The organism is Nocardiopsis sp. Huas11 (assembly GCF_003634495.1).
Classification (GTDB): domain Bacteria; phylum Actinomycetota; class Actinomycetes; order Streptosporangiales; family Streptosporangiaceae; genus Nocardiopsis.
Window position 1 is genome coordinate 2,767,002 of record NZ_RBKY01000001.1, and the last position, 18,850, is coordinate 2,785,851.

An 18,850-nucleotide genomic window follows, 5' to 3' on the forward strand; every position below is an offset into this window, starting at 1 on the left:
TCCCTGAAGGATGAGAAGGCTCGGGACTGAGGGTGCGTATGGCCACTTATGTATGGGGATACCTTGAGGAGTACGCCCGGGAACGGGAAGATATCCTCGACGCGGTCGATACCGTCTTCAAGTCTGGCAGTCTGATCTGGGGGCCCTCGCTCGCCGGCTTCGAAAAGGAGTTCGCCGATTACCACGGTCTTTCGCACTGTGTCGGCGTGGACAACGGTACCAACGCCATCGTGCTCGCGCTGAGAGCTCTCGGAATCGGCGAGGGGGACGAGGTCATCACGGTCTCCAACACCGCTGCTCCCACAGTTCTCGCGATCACGGCCGTCGGTGCCACACCTGTTTTCGTCGATATCGACCCGGACACCTACCTCATGCGTGTGGGGCAGGTGGAGGACGCCGTGACGGACGCGACCCGTTGCATCCTTCCGGTCCACCTCTACGGGCAGTGCGTCGACATGGACCCGCTCCAGGAGATCGCCGACCGACACGGTCTCGTCGTCCTGGAGGACTGCGCCCAAGCCCACGGCGCGACCTACAAGGGCAGGATCGCGGGAACGATGGGGCGCGCGGCCGCCTTCTCGTTCTACCCCACCAAGATCCTCGGCGCCTACGGTCACGCGGGCGCCGCGGTCACCGACGATCCCCGGATCGACGAGGACCTGCGCCGCCTCCGCTACTACGGCATGGATTCCGAGCGTTACTACGTGGTCACCCCACATGGCCAGAACGCTCGGCTCGATGAGGTGCAGGCGGAGATCCTCCGGCGGAAGCTGACCCGGATCGACGCCTACATCACCGGTCGGCGGACCATCGCCCGGCGCTACCAGGACGCTCTGGCCGACACCGGCCTCGTCCTCCCCACGGTCGCGCCCGGGAACGAGCACGCGTACTACCTCTACGTGGTCCGCCACCCGGAACGCGACCGGATCATCGAGGCGATGAGGGCCCACGACGTGGAGCTCAACATCAGCTATCCATGGCCGGTCCACACCATGTCCGGATTCCAGCACCTCGGTCACGGGGCCGGCAGTCTGCCCGTGACCGAGGAGCTGGCCCACGAGATCTTCTCCCTTCCCATGTACCCCTCGCTGCCGGAAGCCGAGCAGAGTCGGATCATCGGCGCGCTCCGCGACATCCTGGCGAAGCTGTGACGGCGGCCCCGCTGGGACGCAGGATCGCCCTGTCGGCGTCGGGGGACGCGACCCCGTCGTCCTCCGACGCCGAACTGGAGGAGTGGTGGCTCTCCCGCCCCAGGCACGAGCTGCTCTCCGTCGACAGGACCGGGTTCGACGCCACCGACCAGTGGTACTTCAGTGCGGACACCGGCGACCTCGCCCATCGCAGCGGTGGGTTCTTCAGTGTGCGCGGGCTGGAGGCCTCGGACTCCGGCCGTACTGTCCACCAGCCCGCCATCCACCAGTCCGAGATCGGCGTCCTCGGGATCCTGGTGAAGGAGATCGCCGGTGTCCCGCACTTCCTCATGCAGGCGAAGTTCGAACCCGGCAACGTCAACCTCCGCCAGCTCTCCCCGACCGTCCAGGCCACCAAAAGCAACTACACGGCGGTGCACGGCGGCCGGAGTACGCCCTACATGGAGTACTTCCGCGCGCCGCGCCCGGGCCGGGTCCTGTCAGACGTGCTCCAGTCCGAACAGGGGGAGTGGTTCTGGCACAAGCACAACCGCAACATCGTGGTGGAGGTGCCTCCGGACACCGAGGTCCCCGCGAGGCAGGACCACCGTTGGTGCACGCTCGCGCAGATCCACCGCATGCTGCACCGCGACAACGTCGTCAACATGGACACCCGGACGGTCCTGTCGACTCTCCCCGTGGAGCGCGCTGACGCGCCCGAGGGGGCCGACCCCTTCACCAGGGCCCTGTACCGCTCCTACGAGGACGCGTCGCTGCACTCCATGACGGAGGTGCTCAGCTGGTTCACCGAGGCCAAGGCGGTGAACGAGGCGAGGTCGCGGCTGGTCCCCCTGGGCGGACTGGCCGGCTGGGAGCGCACGGACGACGAGATCAGGCCCCTGCGGCACGCCGGGTTCCACATCATCATGGTCTCGGTCCGGGCGCGGATCCGCGAGGTCGACTCCTGGGTCCAGCCGCTGCTGGCCCCCACCGGGCCGGGGTTCGCGGCCTTCCTGGTCAAGGACATCGACGGGGTGCTCCACGTCCTGGTCCGGTCGAGGGCGGAGCCCGGCACCAGGGACGGTGTCGAGATGGCGCCCACGGTGCAGGACTCGCCGTCCGCCGCGGCCCTCGGCCGGACCGAGCCCTACGCCGACGAGGTGCGAACGCGTGGGCGTGTGCTCTACGACAACCTCCTGTCAGAGGAGGGAGGGCGCTTCCACCATGCCCAGACCCGCTACCGGATCGTCGAGGCGACGCCCGAGCTGTCGACGGAGGTCCCCGAGGACTTCTGCTGGGTGACCGTCGCGCAGCTGATGGAGCTCGTCCGACACGGCCGCTACCTCAACATCGAGGCCAGGACGCTCCTCCTGTGCGTGCACACCCTCGGCTGAGGGGTGCGGGAAGGTCGGTGCCGCCGCCCGCGGCTCCCCGGGGAACCGGATGTCCCGCACTTCCGGGGAGCCGTTCACCCTTCCGTCACGCCGTCTTCTGGGAACGAACGCATTCCGCGAGGAACGCCGCCATCTCCTCGAAGGTCTTCCCCTTGAAATCCGACATCTCCTCGAGGAAGGACGCATTGTAGACCTCCTCCATCATCAGGATGATCTGCACGATCGAAAAGGAGTCGAGGTCGTCCATCGTCGAAGGCTCGGGGATTTCGTCCTGTGGATTGGTCGACGTGAAGATGAGGACGGCCTTCGCCTGCGCCATGAGTTCTGACAGGACGTCGTCCTGGCTGATGTCGATCATTATCGGTATCCCTTTCCTCTGCGCACTTTTCTGGCCCCCGGTTTGTGCACGATAGCGAAGAACGAAGCTGATTCGGAGGGCCGTCGGGGTCAGCGGTTCCTCCGAAACCGCTGGTTCTGTCCCGCCAGCGGGACAGAACCAGCGGACCGCCCGGGCCGCGCACGGTCAGGGACGGTGTGCCGCGGCCCCCGCCGGGTCAGCGGGTGAGGACGACACGGAACCGCCACGTTCCCAGGAGCAGCAGCACGGCCGCGTAGGCCAGCAGGACGCCCAGTTGGGGGAGGACATCGACCAGGCCCGCCTGTTCGCGGACCAGTTCGCTGAAGGCCGTGTACCCCCAGGCGTGTGGGGTCAGGAAGGACACGGTCAGTTCCGATCCGCCGCCGAAGGCCTCCAGCGGGACCATCGTCCCGCCCAGCGCGCCGGCTCCGAGGCTGACGCCCACGGCGACGCCGATGACCCCTCCCTCGGAGCGCACGGTGCTGCCCAGCAGCAGCGCGGCGCCGCTGCTGACGAGGCAGAACGCGGCGACCACGAGCGAGGTGGCCCACAGGTTCCCCCAGTCGACGCGGAACACCAGGGCCGATCCGAAGAGGATGAGCAGCGCCTGTGTGAGGGAGATGAGGAACCGGCCGAGGACCTCGCCGAGGACGAGCCCGGACGCCGACGTCGGTGTGGCGTACAGACGTCGCAGGATGCCCGAATTCCTGGCCTGCACGATGGTCAACGAGGTCGTCAGGGCCGTGATGAACGTGTACAGCAGCAGCATCGGCGGCGCCGCGAGGCTGTGCGCGGACAGCCCCTCGGGGAAGGGCGCCACACCGAGCGTGGTCGTCTCCACCACGACCCCTTCGACGTCGGCGCTCGTCGTGGACTCCACCAGGTCGAGGAAGTCGCCGCCACGAGCGGACTCGGCCACCTGGGCCGCGCTCAGAACGGAGGACTCCTGGGCGACCAGGGACCGGGTCCAGGTCGCCACGTCGGCCCCCGCCTGGCTGTCGTCCCGGGTGAGCAGCCGGAGTTCGACGGAGCCCCCTTCCGCGATCCGGGAGTCGTAGTCGTCGGGGATGACCAGGGCCGCCTGAGCGGCACCGTCCTCCACGAGGGACAGGGCCTCATCCTCCTCGACGTCGACGACGTCGAGCCGGTCGTCCTCGGCGAGCGCGTCCGCGAGCCGCTCGCTCAGTTCCCCCTCCGACCGGTCCGCCACCGCCAGCAGGGGGCGGTCGTCGCCGTGCATGAGTCCCACGGCGAAGACCATGAGGAACGGCAGGAGCACGACGAAGAAGATGTTCGCCCTGTCGCTGAAGACACGGCGCAGACTGAGGGCGCCGATCACCAGAGTCTTCATGAGTTCACCATCCGTCCCATGCGGAACATCGCGATAGACAGCCCGGTCACACCGATGGCCAGCAGCACTCCGCAGGCCAGGACCACCGTGCCGAGGTCGTCGGAGGTGAGGCCGACCAGACCCTCCAGGAACCACCGGTGCGGAGTCAGATGGCTCAGGAAGGCGAAGGCGTTGAGTTGGGTGATCGGTACGAGGGCGCCGCCGAGCACACCCATGAGCATGGCCAGGACCGAGACGCGGTTCGCGGCCTGGTCGCCCGTCCTGGCGAAGCCGGCCACGGCGGCGGTCAGGCCGATGGCGGCGATGACGCCCGTGACGACGAGCACGGTCGCGCCCACGGGGTGGCCCCAGTCGGCGCCGAAGACGGTGGAGGTGGCCAGGGCCAGGACCCCCATGCTGGTCAGGCCGACGATCAGGCCGCCCGCCAGCTTGCCCAGGATGATCGCCGAACGCGGCACCGGAGCCGCCTGGAGGCGCGCCAGCGTGCCCCGTGACCGCTCCTCGAAGATGCTCGTGACGCTGAGCATCGCGGCGAAGAAGACGAAGAAGTAGGCCATGGACGCCGAGTAGTAGCTGGATGTGTCCAGTTCACGGTCGCGCACGCCGTCCTCCTCGGCGACCCGGAGCGGGGGCGGCGCCGCCGCGGCCTCCTCCATCAGCGTCTGCGCCTCCTCCTGGGAGGGTTCGCCCTCGAAGCTCGCGGCCACCGCCAGGCGCAGGCGCATGTGCTCGGTCGAGTAGGCGTTCGCGATCTCGCGGGCGATGTGCGTCTCCATGGCGGAGTTCGCGTCGCCCACGATGGTCAGGACCGTCTCCTGGCCCGACTCCAGGGCCTCGGTGAAGTCCGAGGGGATGAGGAAGGCGGCCCGCGCGTCACGGTCCTCGATCATCGCCCGGGCCTCGTCCTCGGATCCGGCCTCCGCGATCCGTAGGACCCCCTCCTCCTCCAGGGGGGCCAGGACGTCGTCGACGAACCCGGAGCCCATGTCCCCGTCGTCCGCGTCGACGACGGCGTAGACGGCCGCCTCCCGCTCGGCGGAACCGCCGCCGAGCACGAGGTTGAAGAAGAGGGTGGTGCACAGGGGGAGGAGCAGCCCGAAGGTCAGCAGACCGCCGTTGCGTACGTATCGGCGCATGTCCTTGACGACGATCGTCCAGACCGCCGAGAGGGTCGTCGTCATCGCTACTCCCTCAGAGCCTTGCCGGTCAGACTCAGGAACACGGTCTCCAGGTCGGGTTCCTGGATCCGTACGGAGCGGACGTCGGCGCCGCTCTCGGTGAGGACCTTCATGACGAGGGGGAGGCAGCCGCGGGCGTCCTCCGCCAGCAGCCGCATCTGGTCGCCTTCGAAGACGACCTCCCGCACGGCCTCGATCGCTTCGAGGGAGTCGGTGAACTCCCTGCCCTCGGTCCCGAGGTCGACGAGGACGGTGTCGTTCTCGCCGACCTGCGCGACGAGCTCCCGCTGGGTTCCCTCAGCCCGGATCCTGCCGCCTTCGAGGATGCCGATGCGGTCGCACAGCTGCTCCGCCTCCTCCATGTAGTGGGTCGTGTAGAGGACCGACATCCCGTCCTGGGCGAGTGCGTGGATGCTCTCCAGGATGGAGTGGCGGCTCTGGGGGTCCACCCCGACCGTCGGTTCGTCGAGGATGAGCAGGCGGGGGCGGTTCAGCAGGCCGACGCCGATGTTCAGGCGCCGGGTCATACCGCCCGAGTACTTGGAGACCGCCTCCCGCGCCCGGTCCGTGAGCCCGATGGTCTCCAGGATCTCGTCCGCCCGCTTCCTGGCCTCGGCGCCCGACAGGCCGTACATGCGTCCGAAGAAGCGGAGATTGTCCCTGGCGCTCAGCTCCTCGTAAACCGCGACTTCCTGTGGGACGTAGCCGATGAGGGCCTTGCTCTTTCGATTCGTCGGGCCGTGCTCGATGCCGGCAATGAGAATTTCGCCTGCGTCCATCGTGGAGATTCCGGCGATCATCTGGATCGTCGTCGATTTTCCCGCGCCGTTGGGTCCGAGGAGCCCGTACGTCTCTCCTTCCTCAATGGAGAAGCTGATGTCGTCGACTGCCAGGTTGTCTCCGTATCTTTTGGAGATACCTCTTGCTTCAAGGATGGACATGGCGTTCCTCTTGATCTTCTGCGTTTCTTTATTCCGCGGCCCGGGCGATGTGAGTGGGGGAATCGATCTTATTGCGGCAGCGATTCTACGCCAGGACGGTAATAATTATCGGAGGGGAAGTGAGCGGGAGTCTTCGCCTTGAGCGGGATTCATCAGTCGTCGTCGGCGAGCCGCCCGGCGAGTTCCGCGGGTGAGGGCATCTCCTCGACCTGCTCGCGCAGGGCGCGGGCCGCGTGCGTGAAGCGGGCGTCTGCGAGCAGGGTTCGCATGGTCTCGGCCATGGCCTCGCCCGTCACGTCCTCGGGGTCGAGAGCGATCGCCGCACCTCGCCGGGCGACGGTTCGGGCCATGAGCGCCTCGTCGTAGGTCGGCCGCGGGGAGATGATCTGGGGGACGCCGTGGGCGAGGCCGCTGAGGACGGTTCCGGTTCCGCCGTGGGTGATCATGGCGGCGCAGGTGGGGGCGAGGGCGTGGAGGGGCACGTAGTCGACGAGCCGGGTGTTGGGCGGGACCGTGCCCAGGCGTTCACGCTCTGTCGCGGGGAGGGTGGCCACGACCTCGGCGTCCAGATCCGCCAGCCCCTCCAGGACCGCACGCGTGTCCATGCCGAACCGGCCCAGCCACGCGGCGGTACTGCTGCCCAGGCACAGTCCGATGCGGGGGCGCTCGGGCGGTGCGCGCAGCCAGTCGGGGACCACCGCGCGGCCGTTGTAGGGGACGTAGCGCACCGGCAGGTAGCGGACGTGTCCGGGTGTGGGCAGGCGCAGGGCCGGGGGGATCTGCTCGATCGTGGCGTGCCCGTCCACCAGGGACTCGGAGTAGTCGACCCCGTGGCGGGCGGCCGTCCGGGTGAGCCAGGCCGCCAGGGGGTCCTCCCGTTCGTCCTCCGGCCGCTCGGCCCGCCGGGACAGGAAGGTCGCGCGTACGACGCCGGACAGGTCGCTGCCCCATGGGTAGCGCACGTGCCGGGCTCCGCAGGCCTCGGCGGCGATCGCCCCGGAGTAGGTGGTGGGCTCCCAGACGACGAGGTCGGGGCGCCAGGTCCGGCAGAGGTCGACCAGGTCGTCGGTCATGGGGTCGTTGACCATCCGCCACCACCAGTTCACGACCTGCCGGTAGGAGTGCCGCACCTCGTCCCAGGACCTGCCGCCGAAGCCCTCCTCGAAGTCGGCGAACAGGGGCACGCCGCCACGTACCCCGTCGAAGGAGGAGACCGTCTTGAGGTGTCTCCAGAACGCGTGGTCCCGGCCCACGCCCGCGTAGGCCAGGCCGGTGGCGCGCACGACCGGTCCGAGCGCGGGCTGGCTGGCCACGAGGACGTCGTGGCCGGCCGTGCGCAGCGCCCAGCCCAGGGGGACCAGGCTCAGAAAGTTCGTTCTCTCGGCCAGGGACACCAGCACGACTCGCAAGTCCGGCTCTCTTCCCGTACGCGTGGCGGTGGGCGCGCCGGGCGGCGGAGGTACGGTCACCGCCCTGAGCGACGCCATGTGTACCAGATCGCGTTCGGGGCCCGCCCGGAATGGACGGGTATCGCGGTCTCCCCTACTCTTTGCCACCTGTGCGCGAGGAGGAGCCCCACGTATGCGTGTCCTGGCCGCGGTCACCGCGGAGAAGCCCCACTTCCTCGGAATGGTCCCCCTGTGCTCGGCCCTGCGCGCCGAGGGCCATGAGGTCCTCGTGGCCAGCCAGCCCGCGCTCGAACCCGTCGTGCGCGCCACCGGCCTGCCGTATGCGAGCGTGGGCCGCGACCACGCGCTCTGGCGGACGATGAAGGCCTTCGACCTCCACGGGGCCGTGGGCGACGCGCCTCTCTTCGGCCGTGTCCGCGAGCCTTACGAACGGGTTCCGTGGGAGTACTTCGTCGACGGCTACCGCAGGGTCGTCCCCTGGTGGTGGCGGCTGGTGAACGACCCCATGACCGACGACCTGGTCGACCTCTGCCGGACCTGGCGCCCGGACCTCGTCGTCTGGGGTGCGGTGACCTACTCCGGGGCGGTCGCCGCCGAGGCCTGCGGAGCCCGGCACGCGCGCTACCTGTGGGGCGCCGACCTGTTCGCGCGCACGAGGGAGCGATTCCTGTCCCGGTGGGCCGAGCGGCCGGAGGACGAACGCGAGGACCCCCTCGCCGCCTGGCTCACCCGGACCGCCGCCCGCCACGGGGTCGACTACTCCGAGACCCTGGTGAACGGGCACGCCACGATCGAGCAGATCCCCCCGGCCCTGCGCCTGCCCGCGCGGCTGCGCTACCTGCCGGTGCGCTACGTCCCCTACAACGGCCGCGCGGTCGTCCCCGACTGGCTGCGCACACCACCGGACAGGCCCCGTGTGTGCGTCACGCTCGGGACCACGCTCATGGCCCAGGACCGGGGGGACACCCTCTTCCGGGACATCCTGGAGGGGTTGGCGGATCTGGACGCGGAGGTCGTGGCCACCCTCCCGCTCGCCGAACGCGAGCGCCTGGGCACGGTCCCGCCCAACACCCGCCTCGTCGACTACACCGCGCTCCACCTGATCGCCGCCACCTGCCACGCCATGGTGGACCACGGGGGCTGGGGGACGGTGCTCACGGCGATGGACGCCGCGGTTCCCCAGGTCATCGTGCCGCACTGGTTCGACAACCCGATGCTCGCGGGCATGCTGGCCGAGGAGGGGGCGGCCGTCTCGCTGGACCCCCGTTCCCTGACCCCCGAGAGCACTCGCGCGTCCCTGGAGACCCTGCTCTCGGACACGTCGTACCGGGACGGCGCCGTGCGGCTGAGCGAGGCCATGCACGCGATGCCTTCCCCCGGCCGCCTGGCAGGGGAGCTCGCCGGCCTGGTGTGAGGGCCGGCCCTCACACTCCGGAGGGGTCGGATGCCGCGCGTACCCGGTCGACGAGGCGGGCCTGGGCGAGGATCGGATCCGTGGCGACGGGAGCGCGCCCGCGGACCCCGTCGGCGAACGCCTCCAGCAGGTTCAGGAACTGGTGGTCCGGCTCCAGGTCGATCCGGCGCGTGTGCGAACCCGACTCCAGGTCGACGAGGGGAGTGAGGGTCGGCGGCGGGGTGAAGGCCCGGCCGACGGTGATCGAACCCGTCTCGCCCCACAGTGTGTACGTGTTGCGGTAGCCCGTACCCAGCCCGAAGCCGAGCTGCGCGGTCACACCTTCGGGCGCCTCGATCAGCACGCCGCCGCCGAGGTCGACGCCTCGGCCGAAACTCAGGGACGCCCCCGTCACGCGCAGGTCGTCACCGAGCAGCGCGCGGGTGATGCCCAGCGGGTACACGCCGACGTCGAGAAGGGCTCCGCCGCCGAGGTCGGGTCGATATCGGATGTCGTCGTCGGCGCGTTCGGGGACGCCGAACTCGCACATCAGGGAGCGCACGGCGCCGATCGCGCCCTCCTCCACCAGCCGCGCCACCGCGCGGTGCTGGGAGTGATGGCGGAACGCGAAGGCCTCCATCAGGACGAGACCGAGCCGGTGGGCCTCTCCCACGAGGAATTCGGCGGACGAGGCGTCCGTGGTGAGGGGTTTCTCGGACAGGACGTGCAGACCCCGGTGCAACGCGGTTTCCACCCAGTCGTGGCGAATTCCCACGGGCAGCGGAATGTACACGGCGTCGATATCGTCGCGGTCCAGGAGGGCCTTGTATCCGGTGACGGCCTCGCAGCCGAATCGCTCGGCGAAACGGCGCGCCTTGCCCGAATCGCGGCTGGCGATCGCGGTGACGGTGATCGAGGACGCCTCGGCCGCCGCCGGCAGAACCCGTCGCCAGGCGATGTCGGCGCATCCGACCACGCCCAGACGTACCGGCTCTTCCTCAGTACCTTCCCGTGTTGAAAGCACGGATCCCTCCTTCGGAGTCGGCGTGGTTCGTCGGGCACCGGCGTCAGTATGGTGCACGCCCGCTTCCAGCGCCGCCATGCTGTCAGAGCACCAAGGACGGGATGGCGTTTCATCCCTTATTGTGTCGGACGCCCAGCGGGCGACGACGAGGACCGCCGAGCACCGACCAGGGGAGAACAGCATGGAGACGAATGCGGAGGCGGCGGTCGTCCTGGAAGCCGTGCGTGCCTACGACAGGTCCGTGCGGGGCGAACGTGCGGAGTTCGTCCCGGGCGTGACCGAGATCTGGCCCTCGGGAGCGGTACTCGACGAGGACGACCGTGTCGCCCTGGTGGAAGCCGCCCTGGACATGCGCATCGTCGCGGGGCGCAGTTCGCGCAGGTTCGAGTCGCTCCTCGCGCGCAGGCTGGGCGTACGCAAGGCGCACCTCACCAACTCCGGCTCCTCCGCCAACCTGCTGGCGCTGTCCTCCCTCACGTCCCACCTGCTGGAGGACCAGCGGCTCGTTCCCGGCGACGAGGTCATCACGGTCGCGGCGGGTTTCCCCACCACGGTCAACCCCATCCTCCAGAACAGCCTGATACCGGTCTTCGTGGACATCGACGTCGGGACGTACAACACCACGGTGGACCGGATCGAGCAGGCCATCGGCCCCCGCACTCGAGCGATCATGATCGCCCACGCCCTGGGCAACCCCTTCCCCGTGAAGGAGGTCGCCGAGCTGGCCGAAGAGAGGGGACTGTTCCTCATCGAGGACAACTGTGACGCGATCGGATCCCTGTACAAGGGGGCTCCCACCGGATCCTTCGGCGACCTGTCCACGGCCAGCTTCTACCCGGCCCACCACATCGCGATGGGGGAGGGCGGCTGCGTACTGACGTCCAACCTCATGCTCGCCCGGGTCGTGGAGTCGATGCGCGACTGGGGCCGTGACTGCTGGTGCGAGCCGGGCGAGAGCGACACCTGCCGCAAGCGGTTCCAGTACCAGTTGGGGACCCTGCCGAAGGGCTACGACCACAAGTACACGTTCTCGCACGTGGGATACAACCTGAAGGCGACCGACCTCCAGGCCGCTCTGGGGCTGAGCCAGCTCTCCCGGCTGGACGAGTTCGGGAGGGCGCGCCGCCACAACTGGGGGAGGATGCGGGAGGGGCTCGACGGCGTCCCCGGGATCATCCTGCCCGAGGCGGTGCCGGGTAGCGATCCGAGCTGGTTCGGCTTCGTCATGACCGTGGAGCCCGACGCGCCCTTCACCAGGGGAGAACTCGTCCACTTCCTGGAGTCGCGCAGGATCGGCACCCGCCTGCTGTTCTCCGGGAACCTGACCCGCCACCCGGCCTACCTCGACCGGCCCCACCGGGTGGTGGGGGGCCTCGCCAACAGCGACATCGTCACGGAGAACACGTTCTGGACCGGTGTGTACCCGGGACTCACGGACGAGATGATCGACTACGTCGTCTCGTCCATCCGCGAGTTCGTCGGCGGATGAGGCCGGGCGGGCGTCCGGTGCCGGGGGCTCAGTGCCGGGCGCCGATGACCCGGACCTCGGGCACGTAGGTGATCCAGCGCCCGCCGCCCTCGGTGAAGGAGCGCTCCTTGGCCATGACCTCCTCGGCGTGGTTCCAGGCGAAGAGCAGGGCGTAGTCGGGGTAGGGGACGAAGGCCTCGGGCGAGCGGATCGGGATCAGCGTCCCCGGGGCCAGGCGTCCCTGCTTCGCCGGGGTCGAGTCGCAGATGAAGGGCAGGAGTTCGGGGCCGATCCCGCAGTAGTTGAGGACGGTGGCGCTCTTGGCCGTCGCGGCGTAGCCGACGACGGTCGCCCCCTTCTCCCTCAGCTCGCGCAGGAGCTCGACGAGCCCTCGGCTGATCGACCTCACCCGCTCGCCGAAGCGCACGAAGGTGGCGGGGTCGTCGAGCCCGAGCTCGCGCTCGCGGGCCAGCAGCGCGGAGACCGACGGGGAGGCGCTCCGGGCCCCGGCGCGCGCGATGGTGTAGCGCATGGAGCCGCCGTGCACGTCCAGGTGCTCGGCGTCGACGAGTTCGAACCCGAACCGCGCGGCCAGCGCCTGGACCGAACGCACGGAGAACAGGTAGAAGTGCTCGTCGTAGATCTGGTCGAAGGCCGTGTTGCCCACGATGTCGGACAGGTAGCGGTCCTCGCAGACGAAGACCCCGTCCCGTTTCAGGAGGACGTCCAACCCGCGCAGGACGTCCCCGAGACCGGAGATGTGGCTGACCGTGTTCGCCGAGTAGACGACGTCGGCCTCCCCGTGCTCGGCCCGGACCGCCTTCGCCGTCTCCTCGTGGAAGAAGTCCACGAGCACGCGGCCTCCGGCCGTCCCGGCGTCGCTGGAGGGGTCCACTCCCAGGTGCCGCACCCCGGCCTCGGCCAGGGTCCGCAGCAGGGTGCCGTCGTTGGAGCCGATCTCCACGACGAAGGGGTCGACGGAGGCCGCGACTCCGCGCACGAGCCGGCCGGCGGCGGTGTGGAAGTGGGCCTCCATGCGCCGGGAGGTGGAGGTACGGAAGGGGTAGGCCTTTCCGAACATGCTGGACGGGGGGATCTCCTCCAGCTGCTGGACCATGGTGCAGGACGTGCACAACCCCACGGCCAGGCGGAAGCGGAGCCCCGAGTCCTCGGCGGCCTCGCTCGGGTAGTTGCTCGACACGGGCTGCGGTCCCAGGTCCAGGCACTCGATGACCTCGCCCGCGCAGATCCGGCACGAGGGGTCGAAGGTGGGGCTCGTCGTGTCCATGGTCCGGTCTCTCCTCTTGTCCCGGGTGCCGATAAGCCGTGCCGGGGCGATCGGGACCGTGGGCCGGTGCTCTCGTACGCGGCGGATTCTCCCCCGGGCCCGCACGGCGAATTCCTCCCGTGCACGAGCGGGACGACAGTACCGTAGGCGCGAATGGCGCCGCCTTTGTGATATATGCGTACGAATCCGACGGTGCGGAGGGGCCGGCCCCACGGTGGCGGACCGGACGGATCACCGGAGTCCGTCGACGCCGACGCCGGGGCCGAGCGCACCGCTACACTCCCGCTCCAGCGCGAAGAGCGACCCCTCGATCCGGAGTGAGAATGGACGAAGAGTACGGAAGCAGTGCTCTCTGGGAGCACTACAACGCCACGAGGCTCACCGACGACTCCGATCTGACCGGTTTCAAGTCGAGCGACATCAATTTCAAACTCGCGCTCTGGGATCCGCGCACGAACGGGGTCAGGTACGTCAAGACCCTGATCCACACGCTGTGTTCGGGGCTCGGTCCGGAGAATTGGGAGCGGCTCACCAGGATCGCCAGGCGCGACGTCGGCTCGCCCATCACCGTGACCTACGACGGCGAGGACGTGTGCCTGGACTATCTCATGGCGGTGCGCGAACTGGAGTTCATCGCCGCGCACACCCGCCTGGACGGGGCGACCGTCGTGGAGATCGGCGCGGGCTACGGGCGTACGTGCCACGCCATCCTCTCCAACCACGACGTCGCCGCCTACCACGTGGTCGACCTGTCCCCCTCCCTGCGCCTGTGCCGTGACTACCTGGGCGCCGTCCTGGACGAGTCGACGCTGGACCGGGTGCACTTCCACGGGGTGGACGAGGCCGCGTCGCTCTTCCGGGAGACCTCGTTCGACCTGTGCCTGAACATCGACTCGTTCGCGGAGATGGACGAGGACATCGTGCGGGCCTACCTGGCCCTCGTCGACACCGGGTGCACCGGCTTCTACGTGAACAACCCGGTCGGGAAGTACATGGACCCCTCCCTCGACGGGCACGCGCAGGGCCAGGAACTGGTATCCCTCGCCCTGAGCACGGGCATCCTGAGGGACATCGTCGACATCCACGACAACCGCGCGGTCGCCGCGCGAGGGCCCGTCTTCGTCGACGCCTACCGGCCGGGCGAGCAGTGGACGTGTGTGGCGGACGACCGGAACAGCCTGTGGCCCTACTACTGGCAGGCGCTGTACCAGCGGGGCGCCCCGGGCGCCGCACCCGGCGCGTGAGCCGGGTGCGCGACGCGGACCCGAACCGCCCGCTGGTCGTCGTCCTGGGCGCCTCGGGCCTGATCGGTTCCGCGGTGACGTCGGTGCTCGCCGGCCGGCGAGCCGACGTGCGCGCCGTGGCCCGCCGCGTTCCGGCCGCGGCGTCCGGCGGTCCGGGTGTGCGGAACTGGGCGGCCGACCTCACCCTGCCCGGAGCGGTAGGGCGGGCGGTCGCGGGCGCGGACGCGGTCGTCCACCTGGTGCTCGACCGGGGAGGGTGGCGCGGGTCCGGCGCGGTGGTCCGGCACCTCGATGTGGAGGTGGCGCGTGCACTGGTCGCCGCCCTGCGCGGGTGCTCGGACGGCGGGGCACCGCCGGTCGTCGTCTTCGCCGGGTCCACCACCCAGCCCGGAAGCACCCTGGCACCGGGGTCTCAGGGCCCGCCGGGCCCGGTGAGCGACTACGACCGCCAGAAGGAGGAGGCCGAGGCGGTGCTGCGTGCGGCGACCGCCGAGGGTGTCCTGCGCGCCGTCGCGCTGCGCCTGCCGACGGTCTTCGGGCCGGCGCCGGCGGGGGGCCGGGGCATCGTGAGCACCATGGCCAGGCGCGCGCTCGCCGGGGAACCCCTCACCATGTGGCACGACGGCACGGTGCGACGGGACCTGCTCTACGTCGACGACGTGGCCGAAGCCGTGCGCCTGGCGCTCGACCACGCGGACGCCCTCTCCGGACGGTCCTGGTGCCTGGGCGGCGATCGGCCCGCACGCCTCGTCGACCTGCTGGGAGCGATCGCGGCGCTCGTGTCCGAGCTCACGGGCGAGGACCCGGTTCCCGTCGTCCGGGTACCGGCGCCCGAGCATGCCGTGGCGGCCGACTTCGCCGACATGGTCGTCGACTCGTCGGCGTTCAGGTCGGCGACCGGGTGGCGGCCGCGCGTGCCGCTGGACCGGGCCCTGCGGCGCACCATCGCGACGATCGCCGAACGCGAGTTCCCCCCGGTGGCCGGGCCGGCCGAGTGAGCGGGCCCGGTCAGGACGTGGTGCGCTCGATGATCAGGTCGGCGTCGCGGCGCAGCTTCTCCACCGCGCGGGAGAGGGTGCTCTTGACGGTGCCGAGGGTGACGCCCATGCGCGAGGCGATCTGGTTCTCCGTGAGGTCCTCGTAGTAGCGCAGGACGACCGTGGTGCGCTGGCGGTCGGGAAGGCGCTCGATCGACCGCCCGACCACGTCGGCGAGGTCGCTGCGCCAGGTCGGGTCGTCGACGCGCTGCTCCGGGATCTCGTCGGTCGGGTAGACGTCGAGGCGGGTGCGGCGCCACTCGGAGATCTGGGTGTTGACCATCGCGCGGCGCACGTACCCGTCGCGGGCCTTGGGATTGGAGATCCGCTCCCAGGCCAGGAAGGTCTTGACCAGCGCGGCCTGGAGCAGGTCCTCGGCGTCGGCATGGCTGTTCGTGAGGGACCGCGCCATGCGCAACAGGGCAGGCCCGCGCTCGGCCACGTAGCTGCTGAACTCGTCGTACCGGGGGGTCCGGGTCGCCTCCGCCACATCGACCACCGATTTCGCGCTATGTGGGACCGGTCACGTCTGTTCCCTTCACTCTCACACAAGCCGCGCAAACGTTTCGCCTCGGGCATGCCATGTGCCGACAAACGGCGCGGCCGAGCGGAGATCCGGCCCCGCGCCGTACCTCGTCCCGTCCGCGATCCGCCGGTCCGCGTGCCCGGAGCACCTGCGGACGCAATGCCCCGGCCATCGGAGCGACATGTCGGGGCACGTGTCGGCGTGTGAGCGGTGATCGGGCGGTCCGACCAGCACAATGGGCACAGAGGACGAGTCGGGCGACAAGGGGGCGCGGGCGACATGTCACTGATGACCGAACACGGGCGGGACCGGCGGAGGTTCACGGCTGCGGTGCTGGGCGCCGACACCGTGCCCGAGCCGACACCCGTCAGCCCTCGCGTGGCCCGCGGGGTCGTGGTGGACACCACCTCGTACATGCTGTGCCTGGCCACGCCGGACGGAGAGGAGCGCTACCTCTTCGAGCGCTTCACCTCGTTCTGGCGCGGCGAAGAGGTCGGGGCCGGCGAGATCAGGCTCGGCGACGACGTGGTCGTCCTGTGCGCGCACGACGGCGGCCTGGTGGCGGAACGCGTCTGGGCGCAGGCGGCCCGCGTCAGCGGAGTCATCACCGCACGCGAGCGCGACGCCCTGGAGATCGACCCCGGGCACGGGCGGCCGCGCGTGGTCGCCGTCATCCCCTACCGCTCGTCGGGGCGCATGGCCGTACGCCACCCGCGGCTGGAGCCCGGCTACGTCTTCGACGCCGTGGGCGTGTGGCACGGCGGCGAGGTCCGGGCCGTGCGCCCCGCCACCACCCAGCCGCCCTACCCCCTCGGCGCCGCGCCCGTCCGTCCGCCGGTGCCCGAGGGCTCGGGCACGGTCAGCGGCATCGCGACCTGGTACGACCCCGCGTGGGGCCGTGCCAGCCACCTGGACCCGCGGGCCCGGGTCCAGGGAATCGCCTATCCGGCCCTGGACCGCGTGGGCCACGACGGCTGCGACCGCCGCACACCGTGCGTGCCGCTGCCGCTGCTGTCGACCGGGGCCACCCTGCGGCTGCGCAACGACTGCACGCGCGCCACCGCCGTGGTCCCCGTCATCGACTGCGCGGCGGCCGACAGCTGGATGTGCGACCTGTGTCCCGCGTGCGGGGGCCAGGGCGCGGGACGGGTCGCCTCCCTCACCATGACCGGGTTCGTCGGGCTGGGCGGACGCCTGGAGGACGGCTGTTTCAACGCGACGATCACCGTCGCGCAGGGGGAGGGATGACCATGCTCGAGTCCATCGTGGCTCCGGAGACCGTCGACGCCGTCCGGCAGGTCCAGCTGCCACTGCTGGCCGCCCTGCTGCTGCTCGGGGCGGCGGCCAAGATCCTGAGCCGTTCGGAGGGGTCGGGGCCGGCCGTCCTCCTTCCTCCACACCTGCGCCGCCCGGTCGCGTTCGGCACCGGCGCCCTGGAACTCGTCCTGGGCGTGGGGCTGCTGGTCCTCACCGGGCCCTGGGGGACGGCCGCCCGGCTGGGCACCGCCGCCCTCTTCGCCGGATCGGTGGTGGTCCTCGTCCTGGTGCGCCGCCGCGACCCGGAGGCGGGCTGCGGCTGTTTCGGCGGACTGAGCCGGACCCCGATCGGACGGCGCACCCTGGCCCGGGCCGGGCTGCTCTCCGCGGCGGCCCTGGCCACGCTCGGCGTGGCGCCCACCGGCTGGCAGGTCGCCTCCGGGCCCACGGCCGCGCACGGCTGGGTACTGGGTGTCGAACTGCTGCTCCTGGCCCTGCTCAGCCCCGAACTGCGGGACACGGCCGCCCGCGCGCTCGCCGCCGAGGCCTGCGAGCTGCGCGAGATCTCCCCGCGCCGGACGAGGGCACGGCTGCGGTCCAGCGACGTGTGGCGGACCAACCGTCCCGTGCTGCTCGCCGACGAGCCCGAGGACGAGTGGCGGCACGGCTGCTGGTGCTTCCTGCGCTACGACGGGATGCGCCACGGGCGCCGCGTCGACGTGGTCTTCGCGGTGCGGGTGGGCGGCCATCGCCGGACGTCGGTCCGCGCGGTCCTGGTCGACCGGGAGAGCGGTGCGGTGTCCGCCTCGTTCGGGGCGGTGACCACGCGCGAGCTCGTCGGCCCGCCCCGCCGTCTGCGCTCGCCCGTGGAGGCGGCCAGGATCGACGCCGAGCGCGCCGCGCGGACCCTGCGCGCCGCGCGGGAGCACCCGGCCGGGCACGCGCCCGGGGAGCGGCCGGACGCGGCCCCGGTGCCCGCGCAGGGCGCGGGCGAGCACGACGCCCGAGGCGGCGACGTCCGGGACGGCGACGCCGGACGGCAGCCCGCCGGCGGGTAGTCGCTCCGGGGCCGCCGTCGGGGCCGGCCGTCCGCGCGGTCCGCGCTCCCTAGTCGCCGAGCATCTGTCCCTGGCGCTCGATGGCGGCCTCGGTGAACTCCACCAGCATGTCCTCGTAGTCCTCCAGGCCGCCCGCGCCCAGGATCGAGGTCGTGCCCAACAGGTCGCCGTTGCGGTACATGACGCTGTACATGTTGTTGTGCTCGTCCGCCGAGGAGACCTCGATGGCGTAGGCCCGCGACTCGTCGGCGAACGCGGGCAGGTCCAGCTCGCTGACCCCGTAGTCCGACGAGGAGCCGTCCTCGTAGGTGGCGCTGTAGGACGCGCAGGACTCCGGCGGCTCGGTGGACATGGCCTCCTCCGCCACGGACGGGTCGAGCCGCACGAGCATGTGCGAGAGCGACCCCTCGGACCACTCGTAGGCCGCGATCGAGGCGGGGGCGTCCTGGACGCCGTCCAGGTCGCCCCAGCGGTTGGCGGCGTCGACGCACTCGGGTTTGTCCAGCTCGGTGCTGGCCCGTACTTCCTCGCTGTACTGCACTGTGACAAGCTCGGAGTAGACGCCGCTCTCACTGCCCTCGGGCATCAGCGTGGCGTCGTGCAGGCTCAGGACCTGCGCGTCGTGCAGTTCCGCGGCGGCTTCGGAGCCCGGTCCGCCGGTCTCCTCTTCTCCACCGCCGCCGCACGCGCTGACCATGACCACCGAGGACAGGGCGACGGGGAGGGCCAATGATCGGATGTATGTCCTGGCCTCCTCGGCGCGAGGGCGCCGACCAGCCGTGATCCGATTCCGA

General features: G+C 70.6%; 17 protein-coding genes. 8 read left to right on the forward strand and 9 right to left on the reverse strand.

Features of this window, described 5'->3' with window-relative positions:
- Positions 1–38: 38 nt before the first annotated feature.
- Both DFP74_RS12480 and DFP74_RS12485 read left to right on the forward strand, forming a co-directional pair.
- Positions 39–1,151, forward strand: coding sequence for a DegT/DnrJ/EryC1/StrS aminotransferase family protein (locus DFP74_RS12480; protein WP_121181853.1), 1,113 nt, complete (start codon positions 39–41; stop codon positions 1,149–1,151).
- Complete coding sequence (locus DFP74_RS12485) at positions 1,148–2,524, forward strand: NDP-hexose 2,3-dehydratase family protein (protein ID WP_121181854.1); 1,377 nt, start codon at positions 1,148–1,150, stop codon at positions 2,522–2,524. Before DFP74_RS12480 ends, DFP74_RS12485 begins: the two co-directional genes overlap by 4 nt.
- A gap of 85 nt (positions 2,525–2,609) precedes the next feature.
- Here the strand turns inward: DFP74_RS12485 and DFP74_RS12490 are convergent, their stop codons facing one another.
- From DFP74_RS12490 to DFP74_RS12510, 5 genes are all read right to left on the reverse strand, one after another.
- Entirely contained in the window at positions 2,610–2,882 is a 273-nt protein-coding gene (locus DFP74_RS12490; RefSeq protein WP_121181855.1) for a hypothetical protein, read from the reverse strand.
- Positions 2,883–3,078: 196 nt separating this feature from the next.
- Entirely contained in the window at positions 3,079–4,233 is a 1,155-nt protein-coding gene (locus DFP74_RS12495; RefSeq protein ID WP_121181856.1) for an ABC transporter permease, read from the reverse strand.
- The gene (locus tag DFP74_RS12500; RefSeq protein ID WP_121181857.1) at positions 4,230–5,414 is read right to left on the reverse strand and encodes an ABC transporter permease; all 1,185 of its coding nucleotides are present in this window, start codon (positions 5,412–5,414) and stop codon (positions 4,230–4,232) included. Before DFP74_RS12500 ends, DFP74_RS12495 begins: the two co-directional genes overlap by 4 nt.
- Before the next feature lie 2 nt (positions 5,415–5,416).
- Entirely contained in the window at positions 5,417–6,352 is a 936-nt protein-coding gene (locus DFP74_RS12505; RefSeq protein WP_121181858.1) for an ABC transporter ATP-binding protein, read from the reverse strand.
- Positions 6,353–6,504: 152 nt separating this feature from the next.
- A complete protein-coding gene (locus DFP74_RS12510) occupies positions 6,505–7,761 on the reverse strand; it encodes an activator-dependent family glycosyltransferase (RefSeq protein ID WP_121181859.1) in 1,257 nt (418 codons plus the stop codon).
- Positions 7,762–7,933: 172 nt separating this feature from the next.
- Between DFP74_RS12510 and DFP74_RS12515 the strand changes: the two genes are divergently transcribed.
- Positions 7,934–9,175, forward strand: a complete 1,242-nt coding sequence (locus tag DFP74_RS12515) for a nucleotide disphospho-sugar-binding domain-containing protein (protein WP_121181860.1) — start codon at positions 7,934–7,936, stop codon at positions 9,173–9,175.
- Between the two features lie 10 nt (positions 9,176–9,185).
- Here the strand turns inward: DFP74_RS12515 and DFP74_RS12520 are convergent, their stop codons facing one another.
- Positions 9,186–10,178: a Gfo/Idh/MocA family protein gene (locus DFP74_RS12520; RefSeq protein WP_233570942.1), complete on the reverse strand. Its 993-nt coding sequence runs from the start codon at positions 10,176–10,178 to the stop codon at positions 9,186–9,188.
- Between the two features lie 181 nt (positions 10,179–10,359).
- Between DFP74_RS12520 and rfbH the strand changes: the two genes are divergently transcribed.
- A complete protein-coding gene (gene rfbH, locus DFP74_RS12525) occupies positions 10,360–11,667 on the forward strand; it encodes a lipopolysaccharide biosynthesis protein RfbH (RefSeq protein WP_121181862.1) in 1,308 nt (435 codons plus the stop codon).
- A 28-nt stretch (positions 11,668–11,695) separates the two neighbouring features.
- On the opposite strand, the gene DFP74_RS12530 is transcribed toward rfbH, so the two are convergent.
- Positions 11,696–12,934, reverse strand: coding sequence for a class I SAM-dependent methyltransferase (locus tag DFP74_RS12530; protein WP_121181863.1), 1,239 nt, complete (start codon positions 12,932–12,934; stop codon positions 11,696–11,698).
- 323 nt (positions 12,935–13,257) lie between these two features.
- Between DFP74_RS12530 and DFP74_RS12535 the strand changes: the two genes are divergently transcribed.
- Positions 13,258–14,178 (forward strand): putative sugar O-methyltransferase, encoded by a 921-nt coding sequence (locus tag DFP74_RS12535; RefSeq protein ID WP_121181864.1) that lies wholly within the window; start codon positions 13,258–13,260, stop codon positions 14,176–14,178.
- 5 nt (positions 14,179–14,183) lie between these two features.
- A complete protein-coding gene (locus tag DFP74_RS12540; RefSeq protein ID WP_121181865.1) occupies positions 14,184–15,176 on the forward strand; it encodes an NAD(P)-dependent oxidoreductase in 993 nt (330 codons plus the stop codon).
- A 10-nt stretch (positions 15,177–15,186) separates the two neighbouring features.
- On the opposite strand, the gene DFP74_RS12545 is transcribed toward DFP74_RS12540, so the two are convergent.
- On the reverse strand, positions 15,187–15,705 hold the full coding sequence (locus tag DFP74_RS12545; RefSeq protein WP_121188207.1) for a SigE family RNA polymerase sigma factor: 519 nt from the start codon (positions 15,703–15,705) through the stop codon (positions 15,187–15,189).
- A 315-nt stretch (positions 15,706–16,020) separates the two neighbouring features.
- On the opposite strand from DFP74_RS12545, the gene DFP74_RS12550 reads away from it, so the two are divergent.
- Together DFP74_RS12550 and DFP74_RS12555 are read left to right on the forward strand one after the other, a co-directional pair.
- Entirely contained in the window at positions 16,021–16,989 is a 969-nt protein-coding gene (locus tag DFP74_RS12550) for a hypothetical protein (protein WP_121181866.1), read from the forward strand.
- A 17-nt stretch (positions 16,990–17,006) separates the two neighbouring features.
- Positions 17,007–18,056, forward strand: a complete 1,050-nt coding sequence (locus tag DFP74_RS12555) for a MauE/DoxX family redox-associated membrane protein (RefSeq protein ID WP_233571332.1) — start codon at positions 17,007–17,009, stop codon at positions 18,054–18,056.
- A gap of 49 nt (positions 18,057–18,105) precedes the next feature.
- On the opposite strand, the gene DFP74_RS12560 is transcribed toward DFP74_RS12555, so the two are convergent.
- Positions 18,106–18,753 carry a hypothetical protein gene (locus tag DFP74_RS12560; protein ID WP_121188208.1) on the reverse strand — a complete coding sequence of 216 codons (648 nt, stop codon included), beginning with the start codon at positions 18,751–18,753 and terminating at the stop codon, positions 18,106–18,108.
- Between the last annotated feature and the right edge of the window lie 97 nt (positions 18,754–18,850).